Annotated in this window: 20 protein-coding genes; 15 read left to right on the plus strand and 5 right to left on the minus strand. The window is 73.0% G+C overall.

Annotated elements, in window-relative coordinates:
• Nucleotides 1-2 precede the first annotated feature (2 nt).
• A complete protein-coding gene (locus ACWCPM_RS22695; RefSeq protein WP_450978054.1) occupies nucleotides 3-2,675 on the minus strand; it encodes a LuxR C-terminal-related transcriptional regulator in 2,673 nt (890 codons plus the stop codon).
• Between the two features lie 293 nt (nucleotides 2,676-2,968).
• The gene (locus ACWCPM_RS22700; protein ID WP_450978055.1) at nucleotides 2,969-3,532 is read right to left on the minus strand and encodes a PadR family transcriptional regulator; all 564 of its coding nucleotides are present in this window, start codon (nucleotides 3,530-3,532) and stop codon (nucleotides 2,969-2,971) included.
• A gap of 144 nt (nucleotides 3,533-3,676) precedes the next feature.
• Between ACWCPM_RS22700 and ACWCPM_RS22705 the strand changes: the two genes are divergently transcribed.
• Nucleotides 3,677-4,069: a nuclear transport factor 2 family protein gene (locus tag ACWCPM_RS22705; RefSeq protein WP_450978056.1), complete on the plus strand. Its 393-nt coding sequence runs from the start codon at nucleotides 3,677-3,679 to the stop codon at nucleotides 4,067-4,069.
• A 27-nt stretch (nucleotides 4,070-4,096) separates the two neighbouring features.
• On the opposite strand, the gene ACWCPM_RS22710 is transcribed toward ACWCPM_RS22705, so the two are convergent.
• Nucleotides 4,097-4,387: a zinc-ribbon domain-containing protein gene (locus tag ACWCPM_RS22710; RefSeq protein ID WP_450978057.1), complete on the minus strand. Its 291-nt coding sequence runs from the start codon at nucleotides 4,385-4,387 to the stop codon at nucleotides 4,097-4,099.
• A gap of 224 nt (nucleotides 4,388-4,611) precedes the next feature.
• Here ACWCPM_RS22710 and ACWCPM_RS22715 point away from each other — a divergent pair, with 224 nt between their 5' ends.
• The 7 genes from ACWCPM_RS22715 to ACWCPM_RS22745 all read left to right on the plus strand — a co-directional run bounded on the left by ACWCPM_RS22715 (nucleotide 4,612) and on the right by ACWCPM_RS22745 (nucleotide 10,040).
• Nucleotides 4,612-4,854: a DUF6411 family protein gene (locus ACWCPM_RS22715; protein ID WP_450978058.1), complete on the plus strand. Its 243-nt coding sequence runs from the start codon at nucleotides 4,612-4,614 to the stop codon at nucleotides 4,852-4,854.
• A gap of 149 nt (nucleotides 4,855-5,003) precedes the next feature.
• Complete coding sequence (locus ACWCPM_RS22720; protein WP_450978059.1) at nucleotides 5,004-5,588, plus strand: AMIN-like domain-containing (lipo)protein; 585 nt, start codon at nucleotides 5,004-5,006, stop codon at nucleotides 5,586-5,588.
• 712 nt (nucleotides 5,589-6,300) lie between these two features.
• Nucleotides 6,301-6,795 carry a DUF2617 family protein gene (locus ACWCPM_RS22725; protein ID WP_450978060.1) on the plus strand — a complete coding sequence of 165 codons (495 nt, stop codon included), beginning with the start codon at nucleotides 6,301-6,303 and terminating at the stop codon, nucleotides 6,793-6,795.
• Complete coding sequence (locus ACWCPM_RS22730) at nucleotides 6,792-7,193, plus strand: DUF4247 domain-containing protein (RefSeq protein ID WP_450978061.1); 402 nt, start codon at nucleotides 6,792-6,794, stop codon at nucleotides 7,191-7,193. Before ACWCPM_RS22725 ends, ACWCPM_RS22730 begins: the two co-directional genes overlap by 4 nt.
• Before the next feature lie 84 nt (nucleotides 7,194-7,277).
• Nucleotides 7,278-7,715, plus strand: a complete 438-nt coding sequence (locus tag ACWCPM_RS22735; protein WP_450978062.1) for a DUF350 domain-containing protein — start codon at nucleotides 7,278-7,280, stop codon at nucleotides 7,713-7,715.
• A gap of 10 nt (nucleotides 7,716-7,725) precedes the next feature.
• Nucleotides 7,726-9,324, plus strand: a complete 1,599-nt coding sequence (locus tag ACWCPM_RS22740; protein ID WP_450978063.1) for a polyamine aminopropyltransferase — start codon at nucleotides 7,726-7,728, stop codon at nucleotides 9,322-9,324.
• A gap of 59 nt (nucleotides 9,325-9,383) precedes the next feature.
• On the plus strand, nucleotides 9,384-10,040 hold the full coding sequence (locus tag ACWCPM_RS22745; RefSeq protein WP_450978064.1) for a hypothetical protein: 657 nt from the start codon (nucleotides 9,384-9,386) through the stop codon (nucleotides 10,038-10,040).
• A gap of 61 nt (nucleotides 10,041-10,101) precedes the next feature.
• Here the strand turns inward: ACWCPM_RS22745 and ACWCPM_RS22750 are convergent, their stop codons facing one another.
• On the minus strand, nucleotides 10,102-10,608 hold the full coding sequence (locus ACWCPM_RS22750) for a DUF6584 family protein (RefSeq protein ID WP_450978065.1): 507 nt from the start codon (nucleotides 10,606-10,608) through the stop codon (nucleotides 10,102-10,104).
• A gap of 405 nt (nucleotides 10,609-11,013) precedes the next feature.
• On the opposite strand from ACWCPM_RS22750, the gene ACWCPM_RS22755 reads away from it, so the two are divergent.
• The 6 genes from ACWCPM_RS22755 (at nucleotide 11,014) to ACWCPM_RS22780 (ending at nucleotide 17,898) form a co-directional block, all read left to right on the plus strand.
• Nucleotides 11,014-12,540 carry a hypothetical protein gene (locus ACWCPM_RS22755; protein WP_450978066.1) on the plus strand — a complete coding sequence of 509 codons (1,527 nt, stop codon included), beginning with the start codon at nucleotides 11,014-11,016 and terminating at the stop codon, nucleotides 12,538-12,540.
• A gap of 41 nt (nucleotides 12,541-12,581) precedes the next feature.
• A complete protein-coding gene (locus ACWCPM_RS22760; RefSeq protein ID WP_450978067.1) occupies nucleotides 12,582-13,628 on the plus strand; it encodes a hypothetical protein in 1,047 nt (348 codons plus the stop codon).
• Nucleotides 13,625-14,791 (plus strand): CbiQ family ECF transporter T component, encoded by a 1,167-nt coding sequence (locus tag ACWCPM_RS22765; protein WP_450978068.1) that lies wholly within the window; start codon nucleotides 13,625-13,627, stop codon nucleotides 14,789-14,791. The genes ACWCPM_RS22760 and ACWCPM_RS22765 overlap by 4 nt, the downstream gene beginning before the upstream one ends.
• Entirely contained in the window at nucleotides 14,788-16,404 is a 1,617-nt protein-coding gene (locus ACWCPM_RS22770) for an ABC transporter ATP-binding protein (RefSeq protein WP_450978069.1), read from the plus strand. Before ACWCPM_RS22765 ends, ACWCPM_RS22770 begins: the two co-directional genes overlap by 4 nt.
• Before the next feature lie 8 nt (nucleotides 16,405-16,412).
• Nucleotides 16,413-17,279 (plus strand): ECF transporter S component, encoded by an 867-nt coding sequence (locus tag ACWCPM_RS22775; RefSeq protein WP_450978131.1) that lies wholly within the window; start codon nucleotides 16,413-16,415, stop codon nucleotides 17,277-17,279.
• Nucleotides 17,280-17,364: 85 nt separating this feature from the next.
• A complete protein-coding gene (locus ACWCPM_RS22780) occupies nucleotides 17,365-17,898 on the plus strand; it encodes a flagellar hook-length control protein FliK (protein WP_450978070.1) in 534 nt (177 codons plus the stop codon).
• A gap of 235 nt (nucleotides 17,899-18,133) precedes the next feature.
• Here the strand turns inward: ACWCPM_RS22780 and ACWCPM_RS22785 are convergent, their stop codons facing one another.
• Complete coding sequence (locus ACWCPM_RS22785; RefSeq protein ID WP_450978071.1) at nucleotides 18,134-18,673, minus strand: GNAT family N-acetyltransferase; 540 nt, start codon at nucleotides 18,671-18,673, stop codon at nucleotides 18,134-18,136.
• Nucleotides 18,674-18,910: 237 nt separating this feature from the next.
• On the opposite strand from ACWCPM_RS22785, the gene ACWCPM_RS22790 reads away from it, so the two are divergent.
• The gene (locus ACWCPM_RS22790; RefSeq protein WP_450978072.1) at nucleotides 18,911-22,645 is read left to right on the plus strand and encodes a S8 family serine peptidase; all 3,735 of its coding nucleotides are present in this window, start codon (nucleotides 18,911-18,913) and stop codon (nucleotides 22,643-22,645) included.
• Nucleotides 22,646-22,851 lie beyond the last annotated feature (206 nt).

The raw sequence follows: 22,851 nt of genomic DNA on the forward strand, positions 1-22,851 counted from the left end.
CCTCACAGCAGCCGCAGTTCGCGGGCACGGCGCACCGCCTCGCCCCGCCGGTTGACGCCGAGCTTGCGGTAGGCGCTCTTGAGATGGGTCTTCACCGTGTTCACGGACACCCGCAGGTCGTCCGCGATCTCCTGCGTCGACATCATGCGCGCGAGGCGCCGCAGCACGTCCCGTTCGCGTGCGCTCAGTTCTTCCACGACAAGCGCCGAGGACGCCTGCCCGGCGGGCCGGGTGGTGTCACCGCCGGTGCCGGGACCGGCGGTGAGCCAGCCGTGGGTCAGCTCCCGCAGCGGGTCCGCTGCCAGCAGCGGCCGGATCCAGGGACCCGCCTCCAGGAACGGTCCGCACAACCGCTCACGCCGCGCGTCGAGCAGCGCACGGGCGACGAGGCGCCGCGCGGCGGCAAGGTCCCCCGCCCGGTGGGCGACCTCGGCCCGCACCAGCGTGGCTCGCACGGTCACCGCCGGGCCCGGCCGGTCGCCGCCGGGAAGGTGGTCGATCAGGTCGCGGGCCTCGTCGAGCCGGCCCGCCGCCAGGCAGGCGCGTGCCGCGGCCACGGCGGTCACGGCCCGGTCGCCCGAGGCGCGGCGCAGGTCGTGGAGGGCCGACTCGGGGTCGTTCCGCGCCAGATGGGCGGCGGACGCGATCAGGGCGAGCTGCTCCTCGGCCCAGGGGGAGCCGGCGGCGGCGGGCAGGGCGCGGTCCGCCGTCTCCAGCGCGGCCCCTGCGTCGCCCCGCGCCAGGCGGAGGCGCCCCTCTGCGACGGCCCGGCCCGCCGCAGCCACCGGGTCCCGGGAACCGGGGAGGTCGGCCGCCTCCTTGAGCAGCGCCCGGGCGCCGTCCAGCTCGCCCCGGTCGACGGCGACGGCCGCCAGGACCAGCGTGCCGATGCCGGACCCGGCGCCCTGGGCCAGGCCGTGCCGTTCCGCCTCGGCGGCCGCCGCCCGCGCCCTGCGCTCCGCCCGGTCCGGCCGGCCGGTCAGGTGGTCGATCAGCGCGAGGTGGCCCAGGGACTCCAGCCGGGGCAGCGCCGTCGACGCGCCGCCCGGGGATTCGGCGACCATGCCCAGGGCCGCGCGGGCGGAGTCGAACCGTCCGGCCCACAGCCGCGCGCAGCCCAGGTGCGTCAGCAGCAGGGCGGTGAACTCCGGGTGCGCGTCCAGGAGGTCGGCGGGCACGTCCGGCCTGATGGCCTCCACCGCCCGGGCCGCCCGCTCCGCCGCGTCCGGCGCACCGGTCAGCCGCGCGGCGAGCGCTTCCAGCAGGGCGCAGCTGAGCCGGGTCGCACCCGAGGCGAGGCCGTCCCCGGCCAGGGACTCGCGGGCGCGGTCGAGAGCGGGCAGAGCGCGCGGGAGATCGTGCCGGTCCAGTGCGCGGGCGGCGCGGACGAGGTCGGCGGCCGGGCCGGCCGTACCGGGGTCCATGTGCGCGAAGAGGTCGCGAAGATCCCGCGCGCGCAGCCCGGTGAAGAGCTGCCCGATCGCGAGGTCGTCGACGAGGGCCCCGGCGGCGAACTCCCAGTCGCCCGCGGCGGCGCTCTGGGCGAGTGCCTCGGGCAGGGCCCCCGACCCGCGCAGCCAGCGCGCGGCCCGGCGGCGCAGTTCGGGCTCCAGCCCGGGCTCGCGCTCACGCAGATGTGCCCTGAGGATCTCCGCGAACAACGGGTGCAGGCAGTACCAGGAACGGTCCCCCAGCCGCTGGAGGAAGGTGTTCTCGCGGTGCAGCGCGGCCAGGTGGGCCTCCGCGTCGGTCCGCAGCGTCAGCGCGTCGGCCAGTTCGGGGCAGAACCGGTCCAGGACGCTCGCCCGCAGCAGCAGGTCCCGCCGCTCCGCGCTCTGCCGGTCCAGGACCTCGGCCAGCAGGAAGTCGGCGACGGTGCTGCGGCCGGCCTCGAACTCCTTGAGGTACGTCTCCGGATCCGGGCTCTGCCCGGCGGCCAGCGCGCACAGCCGCAGACCCGCCGCCCAGCCCTCGGTGCGCCGCACCAGCGCCCGCGCCGCGCTCGGCGGCAGGGACAGTCCGTGCAGCGTCAGCAACTGCGCGGCCTCCTCCGGGGTGAAGGCCAGATCCGCGTTCCGGATCTCCGTCATCCGGCCCGCCGCGCGGTACCGGTGCAGCGGCAGCAGGGGCTCGGCGCGGCTGACGAGCACCAGCCGCAACCCGCGCCCCGCGTGGTCGAGGACGAAGCGCAGTTGCTCGGCGACCTCGGGGGTGCTCACACGGTCGTACTCGTCGAGGACGAGCACCACGGGGCGGTCCCGTGCGGCGAGTCCGGCGGCGAGACGGGCCAGCAGCCCGCCGTCGACGCGTCCGGCCTCCGCGGGGCTGCCGACCTCGGAGGTGACCGGCGGCGCGGCGCCGTGCAGGGCCTCCAGCACGTAGGCCCAGAACACGCCGGGGGCCCGGTCGGCGGCGTCGCAGGTCAGCCAGGCCAGGGGGTGCGGGAGGCCGGCGGCCCAGTCGGCGACCAGGAGTGTCTTGCCGCCGCCCGCGGCCCCGTCGACCAGGGTCAGCGGCACCCGCAGGGCCTGGTCGAGGCTCCGGGTCAAGCGCTCCCGGCGCAGGAACGTGGCGGGCCTCGCGGGCGGTGCCAGCCGGGTGCGCAGATAGGGCACGCCCGCCGGGTCGACGCGCGAAGACGCCGGCTCCTCGTCGTTGTCGTTCCTCACCGTCACGGCGCTCACCACCGTTGTCCGTCAGGTGGTCGGGGGCAGCGATAGCCCCCTCATGATCCCAGCGTTCGGGCACGCCCGCATGCCCAGCCGGTCCGGCGCCCGTGTGCGTCCGCGTCGGGCCGGCGCCCGTGGGCGTCCGGGTCGGGCCGAGGCCCGTGCGCGTCCGGGTCAGGCCGGCGCCCGTACGTACTCGCGTCGGGCCGGCGCCCGTACGTACTCGCGTCGGAGCCGGAAGCGCCGTGCGTCACGGGCCGTCACGGCATGCCCGCGCGGCGGTGGCGGACCCCTTCGGCTCAGCGCGGCGCCGCGCGCTGTTCCAGCCGCCGCAGGGCCAGCTCGCCCCAGCGCAGGTTCTCCCGCTCGAAGGACATGCCGCGCAGGAGCGTGAGATAAGGCCCGATCCGCTCGGACCGCGCGAAGTACTCGTCCTCCGTGCGCCCGTCCAGCATCCGCTCCCGCGTGCGTTCGTAGCGGGCGAGCTTCGCGGCGGCCCACTCCTGCCGCTCGGAGATCGCCGCGCGTACGGCGTCCAGGTCGCCGACGTCCGCGCACTGCACCTTGACCAGCAGCTCGTCCCGGATCGCGATCGGGCGGGCGGGAGGCTCGGCGACATAGGCGCGGACGGCGGCGAGGCCGGCCTCGGTGAGCGAGAAGAGCCGCTTGTTGGGGCGCCGCTCCTGCTCGACCAGCCGCGCGGCGACGAGCCCCTCGCTCTCCATCCGCTCCAGCTCCCGGTAGAGCTGCTGAGGGGTGGCCATCCAGAAGTTGGCGACGGACGCGTCGAAGCCCTTCGCGAGGTCGTACCCGGACGCCTCGCCCTCCAGAAGTGCGGCCATCACCGCGTTGCGCAATGCCATCGCGCCAAGTTAGCACCGCGTTGACTAGTCAACGAGTTGAACATCCAACCCCTGGACAAGGCCGGCGCAGCCGCCGTAGCCTCGCAGCCACCTATTCAATTCGTTGACTGTCTTGTCGACTCCCGAGTGCCCAAGGTGAGCCCGATGCATCCCTTCCGTCAGGCGGTCGAACGCAAGGACATGGACGCCGTGGAGGCCATGCTGGCCGACGACGTCGTCTTCACCAGCCCCGTCGTCTTCAAGCCGTACCCCGGCAAAGCCATCACCGCCGCGATCCTGCGCGCCGTCATCGAGGTCTTCGAAGACTTCGCCTACGAGCGGGAGATCGGCGCCCCGGACGCCCGCGACCACGCCCTCGTCTTCACGGCGACGGTCGGCGGGAAGCAGCTCCAGGGCTGCGACTTCCTGCGCCTGGACGAGACCGGGAAGATCAAGGAATTCATGGTCATGGTCCGTCCGCTCTCGGCCGCCCACGCCCTGGCCGAGGCGATGGGCGCCCGGTTCGACGCCATCACACGAGAGGCCGCCGGGCGCTGACACCGCGTCGGAACGCCCGGTCCCCCGTCAGGACCCGTAGGGCTGCTGCTGCGGCTGCCCGAACGGCTGACCACCCTGCCCGCCGGTCGCCTGCGCCTGCAGCCGCTCCGCCTGCTCCTCGGTCACCCTCTGCTCCGCCCCGCAGAAGGTGCACTGGGTCGCGTACTTGGTCGAGAACGGGAACAGCGGGACGAAGAACAACGTGAACTTGGTGACGCGCTTCCTGAGGGTGTGCGCCGCGGGGTTGCCGCACTGACCGCACAGCAGCGTCAGTATCGCGAGCTGGTACAGGTATCCCTTGGTGCCGAAGATGATCATTCGGTCGTTCCTTCCCGGGGCGGCGACTGCCGGCGGCGAGCCGGCGAGCGGCGCGGAGCGCTCACGGAACACAGCCTCGTACACACCGGCGCACGGGGCCAAATGCCGTGCGGACAGCGCTCTCACGCCCGGTGGCACATTCCCGCCCACGCGGACACGGTGCGTGGTCACGGCGGATCGGGGCATGCGGTTCCGGTGTCCGTAACCGCGACCAAGGAGTCCGCATGATGATCGTTGCAGTGATATTCGCCTGCGTGGTGCTCGCCGTCCTCGCCTTCCTCCTCCCGCGCCTCTCCCGGCATCCGCAGAACGGCGCCCAGCGCACCCTCGGTCTCGGGTCGCGCGCCGGTTCGAAGGCGCCCGGCGTGCTGGGCCGGCTCTTCAGCAAGTCCCTCCAGGCCGGCTCCCGGGCTCTCGGCCGCAGCGGCTCGGCGGGCCGCCGGGCGCGGGGCCGTATGCCGTTCTGACGCGCCCCCGCCCGCGGACCGCGGCACGACCCCGCCCCGGGGCGTGACAGCGCGTGATCGCCGCGTACAACCTTCCCCCGGTCCCGTGTGTCATAGGAGATATCGGCAACATGCACACCTTGGGGGATGCAATGGCGCGAAAAGGAACGGTGAACAGGACCGCGAAGGGGACGGTCTGGGTGACGCTCGCACTGCTGGGCGCGACCTCGGCCGTGGCGGTCGCTCCGGCACAGGCCGCCCCGGCGGCCCGCGCGGCGGCGACGGCCTGCCCGACCGGCTGGGGCAGCACGGTCGAGTCCCGTGCCACGGGCACGACGGAGTCGGTCACGGACGTCAGGACCGGCAGTCACGCCTGCTACGACCGGATGGTCGTCGACGTCCCCGGCGCGGGCACCGGGCTCGGCTACTGGGTCGGCTACGTCGACCGGCTCCACCAGGACGGCTCGGGGACCGTCATACCGGTCGGCGGCGGAGCGATACTGGAGGTCCGGGTCACCGCACCCGCCTACGACATCGAGACCGGCGCGCCGACGTACCCGGCCCGCGCGGGCCGTCCGCTGCCGGGCGTGGACATCACCGGATACCGCAGCTTCAGGGACACCCGGTTCGCCGGCAGCTTCGAGGGCGACACCCAGATCGGGCTCGGGCTGCGGGCGCGGCTGCCCTTCCGGGTACTGGTGCTCAGCGACCGCGTGGTGGTGGACGTGGCCCACAACTGGACCGGAGCACGCTGAGATCCGCGGCCCGCCGCGACGGACTTCCCCGTTCGCGCGTTCCGGACCTGGCGCACTCTTCGATCCCTGCGCGCGATCCGAACCCTGTGAACGCTCGAAACCCTCGAACCCTCCGAACCCTCCGAGTCCTTCTGATGGCACTGGCGAAGCTCGCCCGACTCCACGAGCGCGGCGAGCTTCGCCAGTGCCCTGCGCGTGCCGGCCCCGTTGTCAGCGGCCGGCCGGAGAGGCGAAGGATGCGGAATCACCGGAGCCCGGCAAAGACCCGGCCGCGAGGGCCAGTTCGTCCATCTCAGCAGTCCGACGCCAACGGTTCTCCTCGGCCAGTCGCAGTGCCACCGTCAGGCGCCGCACCACAGGCGCCTCCGGCGGAGCCGTCCGCCGCGGCCCGCCGCACACTCGGCAGATCCGGACCGACCGGAGCCCGGACCCCGTGCGAGGCTGGGCACGCTCCGCGAGACCGGACCCGCGCGATCATGCCGGGGACGGCGTGGGCGGGCGGGCTTTGAGCGACAACCCCCGGCCGGCCCGGCCCTCCCGACCGGTGGGGCCAGGGCCCCTTGCCCCGCGGCCCCGACCCCACCGCGCGGCGTCCGACCCATGTGCCATACTCGGCCGCGTTCTGCATGGTCCAATCCGGGGGATCTTCGTTGAGGTTGCGGTGTGCGCGCTCCGTCGCAGGGGCGCGGGTCGAGTTCCGAGGCTGTGCCGGATGAGCGGTATAGCCCTCGCCACGCCGTATCTCGACACCGACGCCGACCAGTTGTCGTTCACGCTCGGCCATGCTCCTCACCCCGCGCTCGCCGTGCGAGATCTGACGGTCGGGGGACTGGAGGTCCAGCTCAGACTGCTGGGCGCCTCGCACCAGGTCCTCGCCGGGCCGGTCCGGGAGACCGTGGCCTGTCTGCCCGGCGTCGAGGGGGGCCTGCCGGACACGGCGGAGCACGAGGTCGACGGCTGGAACTACCGCTTCGACGCCCGCGTACTGCGCTTCCCCGAGGGCGAGTTCGGCGCGCGGGTGGAGGACATCCGCCGCCGGGCGGAGGCACACCCGCACGCGCTGTGCGGGATCTTCCCCGGCTCCCCGGACGCGGTCACCGCGCTGACCGTCGCATGGCACGGCACCGGACCGACCTGGAGCACCTGGCACACCTACCCGCAGAGCCGCACGATCGTGGCGACGCACACTCGGCTGGAGGTCCGTTGAAGTCCGCCCGACGCCTCGGCGTCCTGTTCCTCGCCACCGCGGCGCTCGCCGCCTGTTCCGGCGGCGGCTCCGACGGCAACGCCGTGCCGTCGAGCTGGATCCGCAGCGAGTACCGGGCAGGCGGCGGGGGGTACCTCGATGTGAGAGACCCGGCGCCCACCGTCGCGAACGAGATAGACCGGCACACCTCGGCCCAGGACCGCACCACCAGCGGCTCCATGGTCTTCCTGCGCTACCGGGACGACATCGTCGCCATCAGCCCCTACGGGAACGGCAGCCTGATCGAGATGGACGACTACCGCAGCGGTTACCACCGCTGGCGGAAGCACGTGAGCTCGGTGTGGCCGGATCCCGACAGTGACTCCTTCCGCGGCGGAGGCCCCGGCTCCGGCAAGTGAGCCGCCGTACCGACGGCCACCGCCACCCCGCACGCACCACAAGCCACCGCAGTACACCAATCCTCAGTCCTCGAAAGGCACCCCGTGGCAGAGATCTTCGAGTCCGCAGGCACTGCCCTGCTCTACGGCCTGGTCGGTTTCGTGGTGATGGCGGTCGGTTTCATCGCCCTCGACCTCGTCACCCCCGGCAAGCTGGTCCATGTGGTGTGGACGGAGCGCAACCGGGGAGCCGCCGTCCTCCTCGCCGGGCAGACGCTCGCGATCGGCCTCGTCATCGACGAGTCCATCCGTGCCAGCGAGTCCGAACAGGGCCTCGAGTACGGCCTGTTCAGCACTCTGCTGTACGGCCTGGCCGGCGTCGTCGTCATGACCCTGATCGCGTGCGTGGTCGGGCTGCTGACGCCCGGGCGCCTCGGCCACACGGTCCTGGACGACCAGGACGGACGCCCGCACCCCGCCGCCTGGGTCCAGACGGCCATGTACGTAGGTGCGGCCTTCATGGTCGGCGCAGCGGTCTCCTGAAACCGGCACCGTGAGTACCACCGCCCTGGACCGCACCGATCCGGCCGTCGCGCCCATACCCCCGGGACACTCGCGTGCGGCGCGTTTCCTGCTCCTGCTCGCCGTGTTCGTCTGCGCCGCCTGCGGTCTCGTCTACGAACTGGCGCTGACCGCGCTGGGCAGTTACCTCATCGGCAACTCCGTGACGCAGACCTCCGTGGTCATCTCCGTCATGGTCTTCGCCATGGGCATCGGCTCCCTGGCCGCCAAGCCGCTGCAGCGGCGGGCGGTCGGGGCCTTCGCCCTGCTGGAGGGCGCGCTGGCGCTCGTCGGCGGCCTGTCCGTGCTCGTCCTGTACGTGACGTTCGCCTGGCTGCGGATCTACATGCCGGCCATGGTGACCATGTCGTTCGTGGTCGGCCTGCTCATCGGGGCGGAGATCCCGCTGCTGATGACGCTGCTCCAGCGGATCAGACGGCAGGAGGCGGGCAGCGCGGTCGCCGACATGTTCGCCGCGGACTACGTCGGGGCGCTCGTCGGCGGGCTGTGCTTCCCGCTGTTGCTGCTGCCCACCTTCGGGCAGCTCAAGGGAGCCCTGGTCGTGGGCGCCGTCAACGCGGTGGCCGGGGTCGTGGTGGTGCTGTGGATCTTCCGCCGGGAGACCCGGCGGGCCGTGCGCCTGTCGCTCCTGGCCGGGGCCGCCGCCGTGCTCGCCGTCCTCGGCACGGTCTACGTACTGGCCGACGACATCGAGGTGACGGCACGTCAGAAGCTGTACCGGGACCCGATCGTCCACGCCGAGTCCACGCCGTACCAGGACATCGTCATCACCCGGTCCACCGCGTTCACGGGGAGCGCCGACACGCGGCTCTTCCTCAACGGCGACCTCCAGTTCTCGTCCGTCGACGAGTACCGCTACCACGAGGCACTCGTCCATCCGGCACTGTCGGGCAAGCGCTCCTCGGTCCTGATCCTGGGCGGCGGCGACGGTCTGGCCCTGCGCGAGGTGCTGCGCTACGAGGACGTCGAGAAGGTCACACTGGTCGATCTCGACCCGGCGATGACCCGGATCGCGCGCACCTTCGGGCCGTTGTCCGAGCTCAACGGCGACGCGTTCGGCGACCCTCGGGTCACGGTCGTCCACGCCGACGCCTTCAACTGGCTGCGGGACGTCGGCCGGCGTCATGACGCGGTGGTCATCGACTTCCCCGACCCGGACACCGCGGCGCTGGCCAAGCTCTACAGCGTCGAGTTCTACCACCTGCTGCGGCACGCGCTGACGCCCGACAGCCGGGTGGTGGTGCAGGGCGGATCCCCCTTCTTCGCCCCCAAGTCGTACTGGTCCATCGCGGCCACCGTCGAGAAGGCCGGGTACCGCACCGCGGAGTACCAGGTCGACGTCCCCAGCTTCGGCAACTGGGGGTACGTCCTCGCCGTCCCCGGCGCCGACGGTCCCGCGCCGGCACTGGAACTGGCCGAGGACAGGCCACGGCTGCGGTTCCTGGACGACGCCGTGCTGGAGGCCGCCACCGTCTTCCCCCTCGACCGCCGCCCCCAGGACGTCCGGGCGAGCACCCTGATGGATCCCGCGGTGCTCGAGTACACCCGGCACGAGTGGCAGAACTACTGAGCCCGCCAGGGGTGGCACGACCGCCGAACGCGGGTACCCGGCATGCCGGGAGGTGAGCCATGGACGGCGGCGGTCGGGTTCCGGCCCGTCCGGGGGCAGGGCCGGCACGGCGGGTGCGGCTGCGCTTCGACGGCTGGATCGCGGGGCTCGGCACCTCCTCCGGTACCCGGATCGTGCTCGGCCACTGGCCCGGGTCGCCGTTCGGGCCGTTCAGCGACGTGATGCTGGAACGGCCGGACGGGCACCGGCTCCTGCTGGCGCCCTCCTCGGAGATCGCGCGTTTCGTCGCCGCCACATACGTCTTCGACGACGTCCGGGTCGTCCCGGTCCGTGTGCGGGTCGCGGGGGCCGAGTGGAGCGTGACGGCGGCGGCGCTGACCCTGCGTTTCGTCACCGGCCGGCGAGGTCCCCTCGGCCACCTCCTCGGCGCCGTGCCCGCCGCCCTGGCCGCCCGTCCGGCCTGGGCCGCGGTCATGGCACCGCCCGCCCGTCTGCTGGGCCTGCGCACCCGCGGCAGCGCCCGCGACGGCCGGCGCGAGTGGTACGGCGCTCAGGACCTGCACAAAATCACCCGAGCCGCCGCCACGTACGAGGGCGCGGACCTCGGCCGTCTCGCCCGGGTGGAACCCCCCGTCCGCTTCGGGTTCGGCTCGACGCCGCGCAGGCCGTGTGTCGTACGCGTCACCACGACGGTGGCGTTGCCCGCCGGAGCGTGATCGGACGGAACCTCGCCCGACGACGACCCGGCCCGCCGCTCACCGCCCCCCGTGACCTGAGTCAGTCGAAGAGCGCGACGAGTCCGTTCACCCAGAGCCCGAGGCACACAAGGACGGCCACCAGGCATCCGGTCCCTGCCAGGAAGTCGGCGAGCGGCCTTCGCTTGTAGTCCTCCCTCCACCCGGACGGCACGGTGTCCCAGTCGACGGGGCGGCCCATGGCCTCGGAACAGGCGGCCCGCACCGCCGCCAACTGCTCCCTGGCGAAGGCTGTCGGAGCGAGCGACTCAGGACCCCGCCAGGCGAGTGCCCTCATGCGCTGCTGCGGTGTGAGGTGTCGCGTCTCGAAGGCGGAGGTCTCAGCCGGGTCCCTGTCCTGTTCGAGGTACATCCAGCGACCCGCTTCCGCGGGCTCTCCGTACAGGCGGTACACCTCGGCCAAGCGCCGACGCAGCGTCAGGTCGCCCGGGAAGGACGACACCAACCCGCGCAGGCGCTGCCGCGCCAGGGGAACCCGGCCGGCGGCCAGGTCGGCATCGACTCGGGCCAGAGTGTCTCTCAGAGGCATGCACGCATGATCGGACACCGCTCCGACCCACGTCGACCTGGTTTCCCGGCTCGGCACGCAACCTCCCGCCGCACGGGGTGGGGTGGCCGAAATCGCACGAGGGCGCGTACTATACGGCCGATCCGCCTGCGGGCGGATCCACAACTGAATGCGTACGCGACCAGGGGAAAGCCGGTGTGAATCCGGCGCTGACCTGCAACCGTGAGCGGCGGAACACCACTTGCCGCGAGCCGGAGCACCCGGTGCCGTACGTGTACTGCTTCTCACTGTCATGGTCTGCAGCGTGGAGCCCGGCAACTGCTTCCCGGGCCCTGCCGTGTTCGCCTTCCGAACGCGTGCCAGGGTCCTTTTCGTGGCAGCGCCCCGGGAGCCCGGCGCAGACCTCTCGTCGAAGGGATCTGTGCCATGGTCGGCGTCAGACCACCGGTCGGACTCGTTGCCGCACTCGGCGCCGGAGGCTCGTTCCTCACCGCGGGCCTGATCGCCCTCAGCCCCCATGCGGTCGCCGAGCCGAGGCCGGACACCGCACTCGCCGCCGCCCGCTGGCAGGCCGGCGAACTCGACAACGGCGCGATACCCGGCTTCTCCCCCGGCATGTACGACTGGGGCCTGACCATCGACACCCTGGTCGCCCTCAAGGCGACAGGCGCGGACGACAAGGCGGCCGACGAGGCCGTCGCCCAGCTCAAGCTGCATGTGCGCGAATACAACAGCTACGACGCCTGGGGTGAGCCGGGACAGCGGGTGGCGGGCGCCACCGCCAAACTGCTGTACGCGGCCGTGGTCGCGGGCGAGGACCCCGCGAAGTTCGGCGAGTACGACCTGCGCCAGGAGACGCTCGACCTGATCGCCGGGCCGCAGGCGGGGCTGGAGGAGGGCCGCGTCAAGGACAAGGTCCTCGGCGGCGGCGACACCAGCAACACCTTCGCTCAGTCCCTGGCCGTTCTCGGGCTCGCGCGCAGCGGTGACGTGCCGCAGAGCACCGTCGACTTCCTCATCGACCAGCAGTGCGCCTCCGGTGGCTTCCGTCTCTACCCGTACGCCTTCGGCAGCGGCCCCGTGACGGGCGACTGCGACGCGGAGGGCCCAGGCGCCGTACTCGACCCGGACTCCACCGCCATGGCCGTACAGGCGCTGCTCGCGGCGGCCGAGGACGGCGCGGAGGGCGCCGCCGCGGCGGCGCGGAAGGGCGGTGACTGGCTCGCGGGGATTCAGCGGGACGACGGCGCGCTGATCGGCTCGGGACCCACCGCGTTCCCCAACGCCAACAGCACGGGCCTGGGCGGCCAGGCGCTCGCGGCCACGGGCCACCAGGCGGCCGCCGACAAGGCCGCCGCGTGGATCGAGGCACATCAGATCACCTCGTCCAACGCGGGCGCCGCCACCGCGGAGATCGGCGCTCTCGCCTACAACGACGAGTCGCTGACGGCTGCCCGGTCCGACGGCATCCCCGAGTTCCAGCGTGACCAGTGGCGCCGGTCGACGCCGCAGGCACTGCTCGCGCTGGCGCAGATCCCGCTGGGCGAGATCGGCCTCACCGACCCGGGGCCGAGCCCCGATCCCAGTGGCGACCCGTCGGGCAGCCCGTCGGGCGACCCGAGCGGCACTCCGTCCGGCGACCCGAGCGGCACCTCCTCCCAGGACCCCAGCGGTGACCCGTCCGACAGCCCGAGCGGGGACCCGTCGGACAGCCCGAGCGGGGACCCGTCGGACAGCCCGAGCACCACGCCCTCCGACGGCGGAACCGGCGACCCGACGCCCACGACCGGCACCACCGTCACACCGAACGACCCCGCCCCCGCCGGCGGGAGCGGTCCGCTGGCCAGCACCGGCGGCAGCGCTCTGGTCCTCGGGGGCACCGCGCTCGCGCTGGCCGCGGGCGGCTACGCCGTGTTCCGCACCGCCAGGCGCAGGCAGGGAGCCCACACGTGACGTCCCCGGCTCCAAGAGGGCGCCGGCTCCGCTCCGGAGTCATGGCGCTCGCCCTCACAGGCACCTCAGCGGTGATCGGCGTGGTCGGCGCACCTGCCGCCTACGCGATCGACCACAGCAAGGGCACACCGGGCTACTGCCCGAACGCCGACGGCGTCACCGTGATCGTCGACTTCCAGGAGCTCGGTGGGACGACCGTCATCCGCTGCGCCCCTGGCGACCAGGCAACCGGCCATGCGGCGCTGAAGAACGCGGGCATCCAGATCGCCGGCACCAACCGCTGGGGCGAGGCGTTCGTCTGCCGCATCGAGGGCAGGCCGGGGCCGGAGAGCGAGCCGTGCATCGACACGCCCCCGGCGACCGCCTACTGGTCGTACTGGCACGCGCCGAACGCCGGCGACTGGACGTACAGCCAGTGGGGCGTGATGAACCGCAAGCCGCCGCTGGGCAGTTTCGAGGGCTGGTCCTTCTCCAAGGACAAGACGTCCACCACCAACCCGCCGCCGCGGATCGCACCGGTGCGTCCGGCGGCCGAGCCGCCGTCGGGCACGGGCGGATCCGGCAACTCCGGTGGTTCCTCCACCACGGGGGGCGGCTCCGGTGGTTCCTCCGGCACAGGGGGCGGCTCCTCGTCGGGCGGCTCCTCGTCGGGCGGCTCCACTTCGGGTGGCTCCACTTCGGGTGGCGCCGCCGACGGCGGTTCCACCCATGGCGGTTCCTCGGCCGGAGGGAACACCGGGGGCTCCGGCGTCACTTCGCCGGGCGCGCGTACGGAACCCGGAACGAGGACTCCCACCGGCGACAAGAGCCCCAAGGCCGACAGGTCCCCCCGCGGTGACTCCGAGGCCTCTCCTTCGACGTCCGCCTCCGAGGGACCACGGCCGGGGACCGAGGTCCTCCCCAGCGAGGCACCGGAATGGACCGGGGTGGGCGAGGACGGGATGCGGTCGGTGAACGCGTCCGCCGACAACGGCGTTCCGATGAGCACCCTCGCCGGGATCGGCGGCGCCGTCGCCCTCGCGGGCGCGGCCGGGATCACCGCCTGGCGCCGGCGCCGGGCGGTCGCAGGGTCCGGCGACACCCCGTGACCCATCGGCTCCTGCGCTTCCACCCGCCGCTGCCACGCACCGTCCACCCCGGTGCGTGGTGGCTGTGGGCACTGTGCATGGCCACCGCGGCCAGCCGGACAACGAACCCACTGCTGCTCAGCCTGATCATCGCCGTCTGCGGCTATGTCGTGGTGCGGCGACGCGGTGACGCCCCCTGGGCGCTCGCGTTCCGTATGTATCTGCTGCTCGGTGCGTTCATCGTCACCATGCGTGTGGTCTTCCGCATCGTCTTCGGCGGCGGGCAGGGCGACCACGTCCTGTTCACCCTCCCCGAGATCCCGCTGCCCGCCTGGGCGGCCGGCATCCGGCTGTTCGGCCGCGTCGCCGTCGAGCAACTGCTCGGCGGCTTCTACGACGGACTGCGTCTGGCCGCGATGCTGGTGTGCGTGGGCGCGGCCAACGCACTGGCAAACCCCAAACGGATGCTGAAGGCGCTGCCCGGCGCCCTCTACGAGGTCGGTACCTCCGTCGTCGTCGCGCTGACCTTCGCTCCCCAACTCGTCGAGAGCGTCCAGCGGGTACGCCGCGCACGGCGGCTGCGGGCCGGCGGCCAGAAGGGCGCCCGCGCGTTGCGCGGCATCATCATCCCGGTCCTGGAGGACGCGCTGAACCGCTCGCTGGCCCTGGCGGCGGCGATGGCCTCGCACGGCTACGGGCGTACCGGCCGCATCACCCCGGCCGCGCGATTCCTCACGGGCTTCCTGGTGATCACCGGTCTGCTGGGCGTCTGCGCCGGACTGTACGGCGTGATGGACGCCTCCACCCCGCGCTTCCTCGGGGCCCCCATGCTGGCCGGCGGGCTGCTCGTGGCCACGACCGGGTTTCTGCTCGGCGGCCGGCGGATGCGTCGCAGCCGGTACCGGCCCGACGCGTGGCGACCGGGCGAACTGGCCGTGACGGCCTCCGGTCTGGCCGCCGCCACGCTCATGTACGTCACCACGAAGATCGACGCGGCGAACCTCTACCCCTCACTGAACCCGCTGACCTGGCCCGAGCTCTCGCTCCTGCCCACCGTCGCGGTCCTCATCGGCATGCTGCCGGCCTGGCTGGCTCCGCCGCCCGAGTCCACCGCGGACCCGGGCGGGACCGACGCCGTCGGCGACCCGGCACGTCCAGCGCAGCTCAAGGAGCCCGTCGCATGATCGAGTTCAACGCGGTGACGTTCTCCTACGCGGGAGCCGAGCGGCCCGCGCTCCGCGACGTCGAACTGTCCATAGGCGAGGGCGAGCTCTGCCTGGTCACGGGCCGGACCGGTGTCGGCAAGTCGACGCTGCTCGGCGCCGTCAACGGCCTGGTGCCGCGCTTCACCGGCGGTCATCTGCGAGGCAGGGTCACCGTGGGCGGGCAGGACACGGCGCATTACCCGCCGCAGGAGTTCGCCCATCTGGTCGGCGTCGTCGGCCAGGATCCCCTCGCCGGGTTCGTCACCGACACGGTCGAGGAGGAACTGGCATACGGCATGGAGCAGTTGCGCCTGCGCCCCGAGATCATGCGCAAGCGTGTCGAGGAGACCCTCGATCTGCTCGGCATCGCCGAGCTGCGCCGCCGCGCCCTGCGCACCCTTTCCGGCGGTCAGCAGCAGCGCGTGGCCATCGGCTCGGTGCTCACGACGCATCCGAGGGTCCTGGTCCTGGACGAGCCGACCTCCGCGCTGGACCCCACGGCCGCCGAGGACGTACTCGCCTCGATCATCCGTCTCGTGCACGACCTGGGCACCACGGTTCTGGTGGCCGAGCACCGGGTCGAACGCGTCCTCCAGTACGCGGACCGGCTCCTGCATCTGACGGGGGACGGCCGCGTACGCGACGGCGCTCCCGCCGACCTGATGTCCGACAGCGACGTCGCCCCGCCCGTCGTACGTCTCGGCCGGCTCGCCGGGTGGCGGCCCCTTCCCCTCTCCGTACGCGATGCCCGCCGTCGGTCGGCCGGGTTGCGCGAGCGTCTGGACGGACGGCGGCCCGCCGCACCCGCGACGACGCCCGGCGGCACGGCGTTGTCCGCCGAGAAGGTCACCGTCGCCTACGGGCATCACCTCGCCGTCAGGGGGGTCTCCCTCGACCTGCGCAAGGGCGAGGTGATGGCGCTGATGGGCCGCAACGGCTCCGGCAAGTCCTCTCTGCTGTGGGCGCTGCAGGGCTCGGGTCCGCGCCGCTCCGGCACCGTGGACGTGTCCGGAAGCGACCCCCGCAAGGCCTCGGCGCGCGAGGCGAGAGCACTGGTCGGCCTCGTCCCCCAGACCGCGAGCGACCTGCTCTACCTGGAGACCGTCGACGCGGAATGCGCCCAGAGCGACACCGAATCGGCGGCTCCGCCCGGCACCTGCCGAGCCCTCCTCGACTCCCTCGCTCCCGGAATTCCGGGCAGCCGGCATCCCCGCGACCTCTCCGAGGGGCAGAAACTGGCCTTGGTCCTCGCCGTTCAACTGGCGGCCGCCCCAGGGGTCGTCCTTCTCGACGAGCCGACGCGCGGGCTGGACTACCACGCGAAGGAACGCTTCACGGAAGTCGTACGCGGCCTCGCCGCCGAGGGACGCGCGGTCGTCGTCGCCACGCACGACGTGGAGTTCGTGGCGGGCGCGGCGGACCGGGTGGTCGTGATGGCCGAGGGAGAGGTCGTCGCCGACGGGCCGACGGCCGATGTCGTCGTGGCCTCCCCGGCCTTCGCCCCGCAGGTCGCCAAGGTCCTCGCCCCGCAACCGTGGCTGACCGTCGAGCAGATCACCCAGGCCCTCGACGCCGAGGAGATCCCCGCGTGAGCACCGCGATGAGCCGGGCTCGGACAGACCGGCGCCAGGAGCCGGTCCGCCGGGTCTCGGTACTGCGTATCCGGCTGCGCACGTCCGTCGTGCTGACGCTGGCGAGCGTCGCCGGACTGGCGATGTTCTTCTGGCCGTTGTTCGCCCCGCCGCAGCCCGAGGCCATGGCCCACTCGGCCGACGCCCCGCTGCTGTTCATCGTCGCGATGCCCGTCATCCTGGCCGTCGTGCTCGCCGAGCTCGGATCGGGCGGCATCGACCCCAAGGTCCTCGCGCTGCTGGGCGTACTGTCCGCCGTCAACGCCGGCTTGCGCCCCCTGGGCGCCGGCACGGCGGGCATCGAGACGGTCTTCTTCCTGCTGGTGCTGGCCGGACGCGTCTTCGGCCCGGGGTTCGGCTTCGTGCTCGGCGCCGTCTCGCTCTTCGCCTCCGCACTGCTCACGGCCGGGGTGGGACCGTGGCTGCCGTTCCAGATGGTCTCCTCCGCCTGGATCGGTCTCGGCGCCGGACTGCTGCCCCGACGGGTCACCGGACGGGCCGAGATCGCCATGCTCGCCGGCTACGGGGTGTTCTCCGCCTATTTCTTCGGCTTCATCATGAACATGTGGTTCTGGCCGTTCACCGCCGGAATCGGCACCCAGCTGTCGTTCGACCCTGCCGCCTCGGTCACCGAGAACCTGCACACCTTCGCCCTCTTCACCCTGACCACCTCCACGTTCGGCTGGGACACGGGCCGCGCGATCACCAACCTCGTCGCCATCCTCGTGACAGGGCCCGCGGTCCTGGCCGTCCTGCGGCGCGCGGCTCGCCGGGCCGCGTTCGACGCGCCGGTCACCTTCACACCGAGTCGCCCCGACGCCCGCACCGAAGCCTGACGCACCGCCGACCTCGGCGGCGCGACGACCGTTCCGGGCCGCGGCACCTCCCGCACGGCCCTCAACAAGAAGGAAGAGCACCCCTATGAGATCGGCCTACCTCCAGGCGGTGCGCGCGCTGCGCGCCGCCGCGCTGTCCGTCGCGCTGCTCCTGGGATCCACCGGAATCGGTCTGGCGGCGGCGCCCCAGGCCGCCGCCCTGACCGGCAAGGGCCTGCCCGGCTACTGCCCCGACGGCAACGGCGTCACGGTCGTCGTCGACTTCCAGGAACTCGGCGGCGCCACGATCATCCGCTGCGCTCCCGGCGACCAGGCCACCGGCCTCGCCGCGCTGAAGAACGCCGGCTTCGAGATCACCGGAACCGCGCGCTGGGGCGAGGCCTTCATCTGCCGGATCGAGGGCAAGCCCACCGCCGCCACCGAGCCCTGCGTGAACACTCCCCCGGCCTCCGCCTACTGGTCGTACTGGCACGCCCCCAACGGCGGCAACTGGACGTACAGCCAGTCCGGCGCCTCGAACCGCAAGCCCCCGCTGGGCAGTTTCGAGGGCTGGTCGTTCTCGCTGAACAAGACCCCGACCACCAACCCCACTCCGCGAGTCGCCCCCGTCCGCCCCTGACGGCCTCGCACATGTACGACAGGTGCCCCACGTCATGAACTGACGGACCGGCACGACGAAGGGCTCCCGCGAGCAGGTGTCGCGCGGGAGCCCTTCGTCATGCCTCCCGCCCGCCGGTCGAACGCATCGACGCGGGCCACTTCGTCCGGGAGGAGGCCGCGGACGAGTACCCGCCACCGTCACCGAGTGGTGGCGGGACAACTGACGGGTACCGCCCGGCCGTTCCGTCGCACGCTCAGCCGGACGGCGTGACCGGGGACCGCATCCCCAGCCACTGCTCGGCCCCCCACGCCTCGAACCGCTCCACCTCGGTGAACCCGAGCTTCGCCGCGAGACGCATCGAGCCGGTGTTGGCGCTCTGGGTGGTGAGCACCACCGGCTCGCCGGGCAGCGCGCCGTCGAACCAGGCCAGTGCCGCCGCGCACGCCTCGGTGGCGTACCCGAGCCCCCACGCCCGCGGCAGGAACAGACAGCCGAGATCGGCCTTCCCCGCGGCGGCGGGGCGGCGGTGACCCATCGCTCTCCTGAGCAGGATCTGACCGATCATCGCCCCGTCGAGATCGACGACGAAACTCCCGGGCCACCGCCCGGGCACCTCGGGCATCTCGCGCTCCAGTTCGTCGCGCGGCCTGGGTCCGCCGAGATAGGTGTGCACCTCCGGCGAGGCGAGCAGTTCGACGAACACCGCACGGTCCCGAGCCTCGGACTCACGGAGCACGAGCCTCTCGGTCCGTATCGGCTCGGGCGGCCAGGCGACAGGTCCCAGGGCTTCCATCCGCGCACGCTAGCAGGCGGCCGGACCGGCCGAACGCCAGCGCTCGACTCCACCGAACGGATGGAGGACCGGTGGGTGTCGCCGGCAACCAGTGTTGGCGATCATGTGACTTGGCGGGTATGCGCCATGACGATCTCTATTACTGCGTCAACTTCATCCGGTAGACGACAACTTGGACAGCGGTCGAAGCCGAGTCCGGTCGTTTCACCTGGTGCACTGTGGGAGTTGGTTCAGGGGATGAGATCCAGATCGAGGACGGCCGCCGTTGTGGCGGCCACCGCGGTGGCGATACTGGCCACCGGGCTGCCGGCCACGGCCGAGCCGGAACCGGGACCGGCTTCCGGTACCGGCCGTTTTGCGATGCCGTCGGGGGTCGCACCGGGGCAGCGCACCGTCACACTGGTCAGTGGCGACCGCGTCGCGTTCACGGGCAGTGGGGACGCGCTCCAGATCAGCGGGGTCACTCCGGCCAGGGGGCGTGAGCACGTCGCGTTCACCCGTGTCAGGGCCGGCGGTCACGAGTACGTGATTCCGGTCGACGCGACGGAGGCACTCGGTGCCGGTCGGCTCGACCGGCAGCTCTTCGACGTCACCGCGCTCGTCGCTCAGGGCTTCGACGACACCGCCCGCGCCGACATCCCTCTGATCACGACGGCGCGGACGGGGCCCGCCCTGCGCGGTTCGGCGCAGGGGGAGACCTTTCCCTCCCTCGGGCTGACGGCGCGCACGGTGCGCAAGTCCGAAGCGGCGACAGCTTGGCGGGGCTTCCTGGCCGCCACGGACGGCACGTCGCGCACCGCCGGGTCCGGCAAGCTGTGGCTGGACGCCGAGGTGGAGGCGAGCCTGGACCGCTCCGTCGCCATGACCGGCGCGCCCGTCGCCTGGGGCAAGGGCCTCGACGGCAAGGGCGTGAAGGTCGCGGTGCTGGACACCGGCTACGACCCGGACCACCCCGACCTCAGGAACAGGGTCGTCGCGGCCGAGAACTTCAGCTGGGACGAGACCACCGACGACCTCAACGGTCACGGCACGCACGTCGCCTCGACCGTCGCCGGCAGCGGCGCGGCTTCCGGCGGCCGGTACAAGGGCGTGGCTCCGGGAGCCGATCTCCTCGTCGGCAAGGTGCTCGACGCGAGCGGCTCCGGCGCCGTCAGCGCGATCCTCGAGGGCATGGAATGGGCCGTCGCCCAGGACGCCGACATCGTGTCCCTCAGCCTCGGCACCAGCATCCCGAGCGACGGAAGCGACCCGCTCTCCCAGGCGGTCGAGACCCTGTCGGCCGACGGCGGCCCGCTGTTCGTGGTCGCCGCGGGCAACGAGGGCGCGCCGCGCACCATCGGGTCGCCCGCGGCGGCGCCCAGCGCCCTGACCGTCGGGTCGGTCACGAAGGACGGCGCGATGTCGTCCTTCTCCTCACGCGGCCCCGCGGTGGCGGACGGCGGCGTCAAGCCCGAGATCACCGCGCCGGGCAGCGCGATCACCGCCGCCCGTGCCGCGGGCACGCTGGCCCCCGCCGCGAACAGCGAGTCCTATGCGACGATCAGCGGCACGTCGATGGCGACGCCGCATGTCTCGGGAGCGGCCGCCATCCTCAAGCAGCGGCATCCCGACTGGGACGCCCGGCGGCTGAAGGCGGCGCTGGTCGCCGCCGCGGACCCGGTCGACGGCGCGGGCGTGTACGAGCAAGGGGCCGGCAGCGTCGACGTTCCCGGGGCGCTGGCGTCCCGGCTCACCGCCTCCCCCGCCGCCGTCTCCGCCGGACTGGCCTGGCCGTACGGCGCGGACGTGACCCGCACCCTGAGGTACCGCAACGACGGCGACAAGGACGTGCGCCTCACGCTCTCCGTCACCGGCACGGCACCCGTCGACCTCGTCACCCGGAAGCTGACCGTCCCGGCGGGCGGCTCGGCCGAGGCGGTCGTGCGTATCGACACCGCACGTGCGAAGGCCGGAACCCACGGCGCCTGGATCACCGCGCGGGGCAGTGACGGCAGCACCGTGCGGACACCCGTCGGTGTCGACGCGGAGGGCCCCAGCGCGACGCTCAGGCTCGAACCCGCCGCGCAGCGACCCGGAGTCGAGACGACGTACGCCACTCTGGTGGTGCAGAACGAGAAGACCGGCCACGAGGAGCTGGTCGACCTCAGCACGGGCCCGAAGGAGCTCCGGCTCCCGCTCGGCGACTACCGGGTCTTCGGCGGGGTGTGGGAGTACGTCCGCCTCGGCGCGGCGAGCGTGCCCGACAGGTCCGTCGTCGTCGCCGAGCGGGTCTCGCTCACCGGCGACCGCACGCTGAGGTCCGACATGTCGGCCGCGAAGCCGGTGACGACGGGCATCGACGACCCGGAGATGCGGATCAACGAATACGGGTCCGCGGCGGGAGTCGTGTCGTCGGCCGCCGAGGGCACCCCGGCCGGGCTGGCCGCACCGCTGTACAACGGTCCCTACAAGATGTACACGGTCGGCAGCGGCCGCATCCCCGGGCTGACGTACTTCGCCGCCGCGTCCTGGGAGAAGCCCTACGTCCTCGCCACCACCTCGTCCGGGGGCGGCCCCGTCGACATCCCGGTGCATCTCGTCTCCTGGCAGCGCTTCGAGTGGGACATCGAGGGCAAGGTCACCGACGCGGGCGCCGGGGACGAGCTCGAGGGTCTCGAGATCGAGGACCGGATCGTGCTCTTCGAGCCGCACTGGAGCCTCCCGTGGGAGGAGGCGGGCCGGCGGTACGCCGCGATCAAGGCGCGGCAGCCCGCGGCGATCCTCCTGGCGGGCTCGGCGTCGACCGACGCGGCCGACCCGACCCTGGGCATCGGCGCACAGGGGACGGCGCTGCTGCGCACCCGGCTCGCCGAGGGCGACGTGGTGCTGCGGATCAAGGGCGAGCGCGGAGCCGAGCGGACGTACTTCACCTTCCACACCCACGAGGACGGCGTCCCGGCCGGGGCGCGCTGGCAGGACCGCCGTGCCGAACTGGCCCGGGTGGAGCACGACTTCCGTACCACCGGCTTCCCCAACGACCCGAAGAGCCTGTACGGCTGGGTGACCCACCGCGGTCTGCGCCTCGCGCAGCAGTCGACGGCCTTCCGGACCCCGGAGCGCATGACGGCGTACTACACGCCCGGCGTGCCGTGGACGACGGCCACACTCGAGTACACGATCGACCACGTCGGGGCGCTGGGCGCGCAGTACTCCGGCCCCACCGTCCACCGCGGGGGACGGACCGTCAGCGACAACTGGCTGACCGGACCGTTCAACCCGTCGCTGTCGGTGACGGGACCCGACGGCCGGGCTCAGGCCACCCGTGACGGGGACAAGCTCCGGCTCGCCCTGCCGATGTTCTCCGACGCGGCGGGCCACCGGTCCGATCCGTTGCGGAACCTGGAGTCCGGGGAGACGGTGCTGCGCGACAGCTCGGGCCGGACGGTGGGCCGCAACGACGAGCCGGGGCAGGGCGTCTTCGACGTCCCGGGGCGCGGGCAGTGGTACGAGCTGACCTCGACCGCACACCGCGACCACCCGGACTGGTCGCTGGGCACGCACGTCACGGACGTCTGGCGGTTCCGCTCGGAGCGCACCTCCGAGGAACGGCCGCTGCCGCTCCTCGACACGCGCTACGACATGGCGGGGCTCGACGGCGACAACTCGGCGCCCGAGGACCGCGAGTTCACCTTCGGTCTCTCACTCGCGCGCCAGGCGGGTGTGCGGGGCGGCGCGGACATCGGCCGGGTCGCGGTCAGCTACTCCACGGACGACGGGGCCACCTGGCGGTCGGCGACGGTCCGCGGTCACGGCGACGACCGCCAGGTGACCGTACCGGCGCTGAAGTCCGGCTGGGTCTCGCTGCGAGCGACCGCCGAGGACCGGTCGGGCGCGTCCCTCACGGAAACGGTCGTCCGGGCGTACCGCGTCGGCTGCCCCGCGGACTGGTGCGGGTACGAGCCGGACTGGCCGCACTGGCCGAGCGCACGCTAGCGACTCGTCGGGCACGCTCGCCCGGCCCTCGCCCCGCGTGCCGCGCCGCCCGGAACTCCTGATCGCCTCGCGGCGAGGACTTCCGGGCGGCCGAGCGGCGAAGGGTTCCGGGCGACCCTCGTCGAGGCGCGGGCGACCCGTTCGCGGCACCAGCGGAGCGGGCCTTCTCTCCCGCGGAGGTCATCGGTCAGGATGGCCTCCGCGGT

The sequence above is a fragment of the Streptomyces sp. NPDC002309 genome (assembly GCF_053593375.1).

Bases quoted from the DNA above. Each gene is read 5' to 3' on its own strand.
- ACWCPM_RS22715 (WP_450978058.1), top strand. From the start codon at position 4,612: ATGATGATCGTTGCAGTGATATTCGCCTGCGTGGTGCTCGCCGTCCTC.
- ACWCPM_RS22775 (WP_450978131.1), top strand. From the start codon at position 16,413: ATGAGCCGGGCTCGGACAGACCGGCGCCAGGAGCCGGTCCGCCGGGTC.
- ACWCPM_RS22760 (WP_450978067.1), top strand. From the start codon at position 12,582: ATGGCGCTCGCCCTCACAGGCACCTCAGCGGTGATCGGCGTGGTCGGC.
- ACWCPM_RS22700 (WP_450978055.1), bottom strand. From the start codon at position 3,532: ATGGCATTGCGCAACGCGGTGATGGCCGCACTTCTGGAGGGCGAGGCG.
- ACWCPM_RS22790 (WP_450978072.1), top strand. From the start codon at position 18,911: ATGAGATCCAGATCGAGGACGGCCGCCGTTGTGGCGGCCACCGCGGTG.
- ACWCPM_RS22755 (WP_450978066.1), top strand. From the start codon at position 11,014: ATGGTCGGCGTCAGACCACCGGTCGGACTCGTTGCCGCACTCGGCGCC.
- ACWCPM_RS22750 (WP_450978065.1), bottom strand. From the start codon at position 10,608: ATGCCTCTGAGAGACACTCTGGCCCGAGTCGATGCCGACCTGGCCGCC.
- ACWCPM_RS22725 (WP_450978060.1), top strand. From the start codon at position 6,301: ATGAGCGGTATAGCCCTCGCCACGCCGTATCTCGACACCGACGCCGAC.
- ACWCPM_RS22745 (WP_450978064.1), top strand. From the start codon at position 9,384: ATGGACGGCGGCGGTCGGGTTCCGGCCCGTCCGGGGGCAGGGCCGGCA.
- ACWCPM_RS22785 (WP_450978071.1), bottom strand. From the start codon at position 18,673: ATGGAAGCCCTGGGACCTGTCGCCTGGCCGCCCGAGCCGATACGGACC.
- ACWCPM_RS22780 (WP_450978070.1), top strand. From the start codon at position 17,365: ATGAGATCGGCCTACCTCCAGGCGGTGCGCGCGCTGCGCGCCGCCGCG.
- ACWCPM_RS22770 (WP_450978069.1), top strand. From the start codon at position 14,788: ATGATCGAGTTCAACGCGGTGACGTTCTCCTACGCGGGAGCCGAGCGG.
- ACWCPM_RS22705 (WP_450978056.1), top strand. From the start codon at position 3,677: ATGCATCCCTTCCGTCAGGCGGTCGAACGCAAGGACATGGACGCCGTG.
- ACWCPM_RS22710 (WP_450978057.1), bottom strand. From the start codon at position 4,387: ATGATCATCTTCGGCACCAAGGGATACCTGTACCAGCTCGCGATACTG.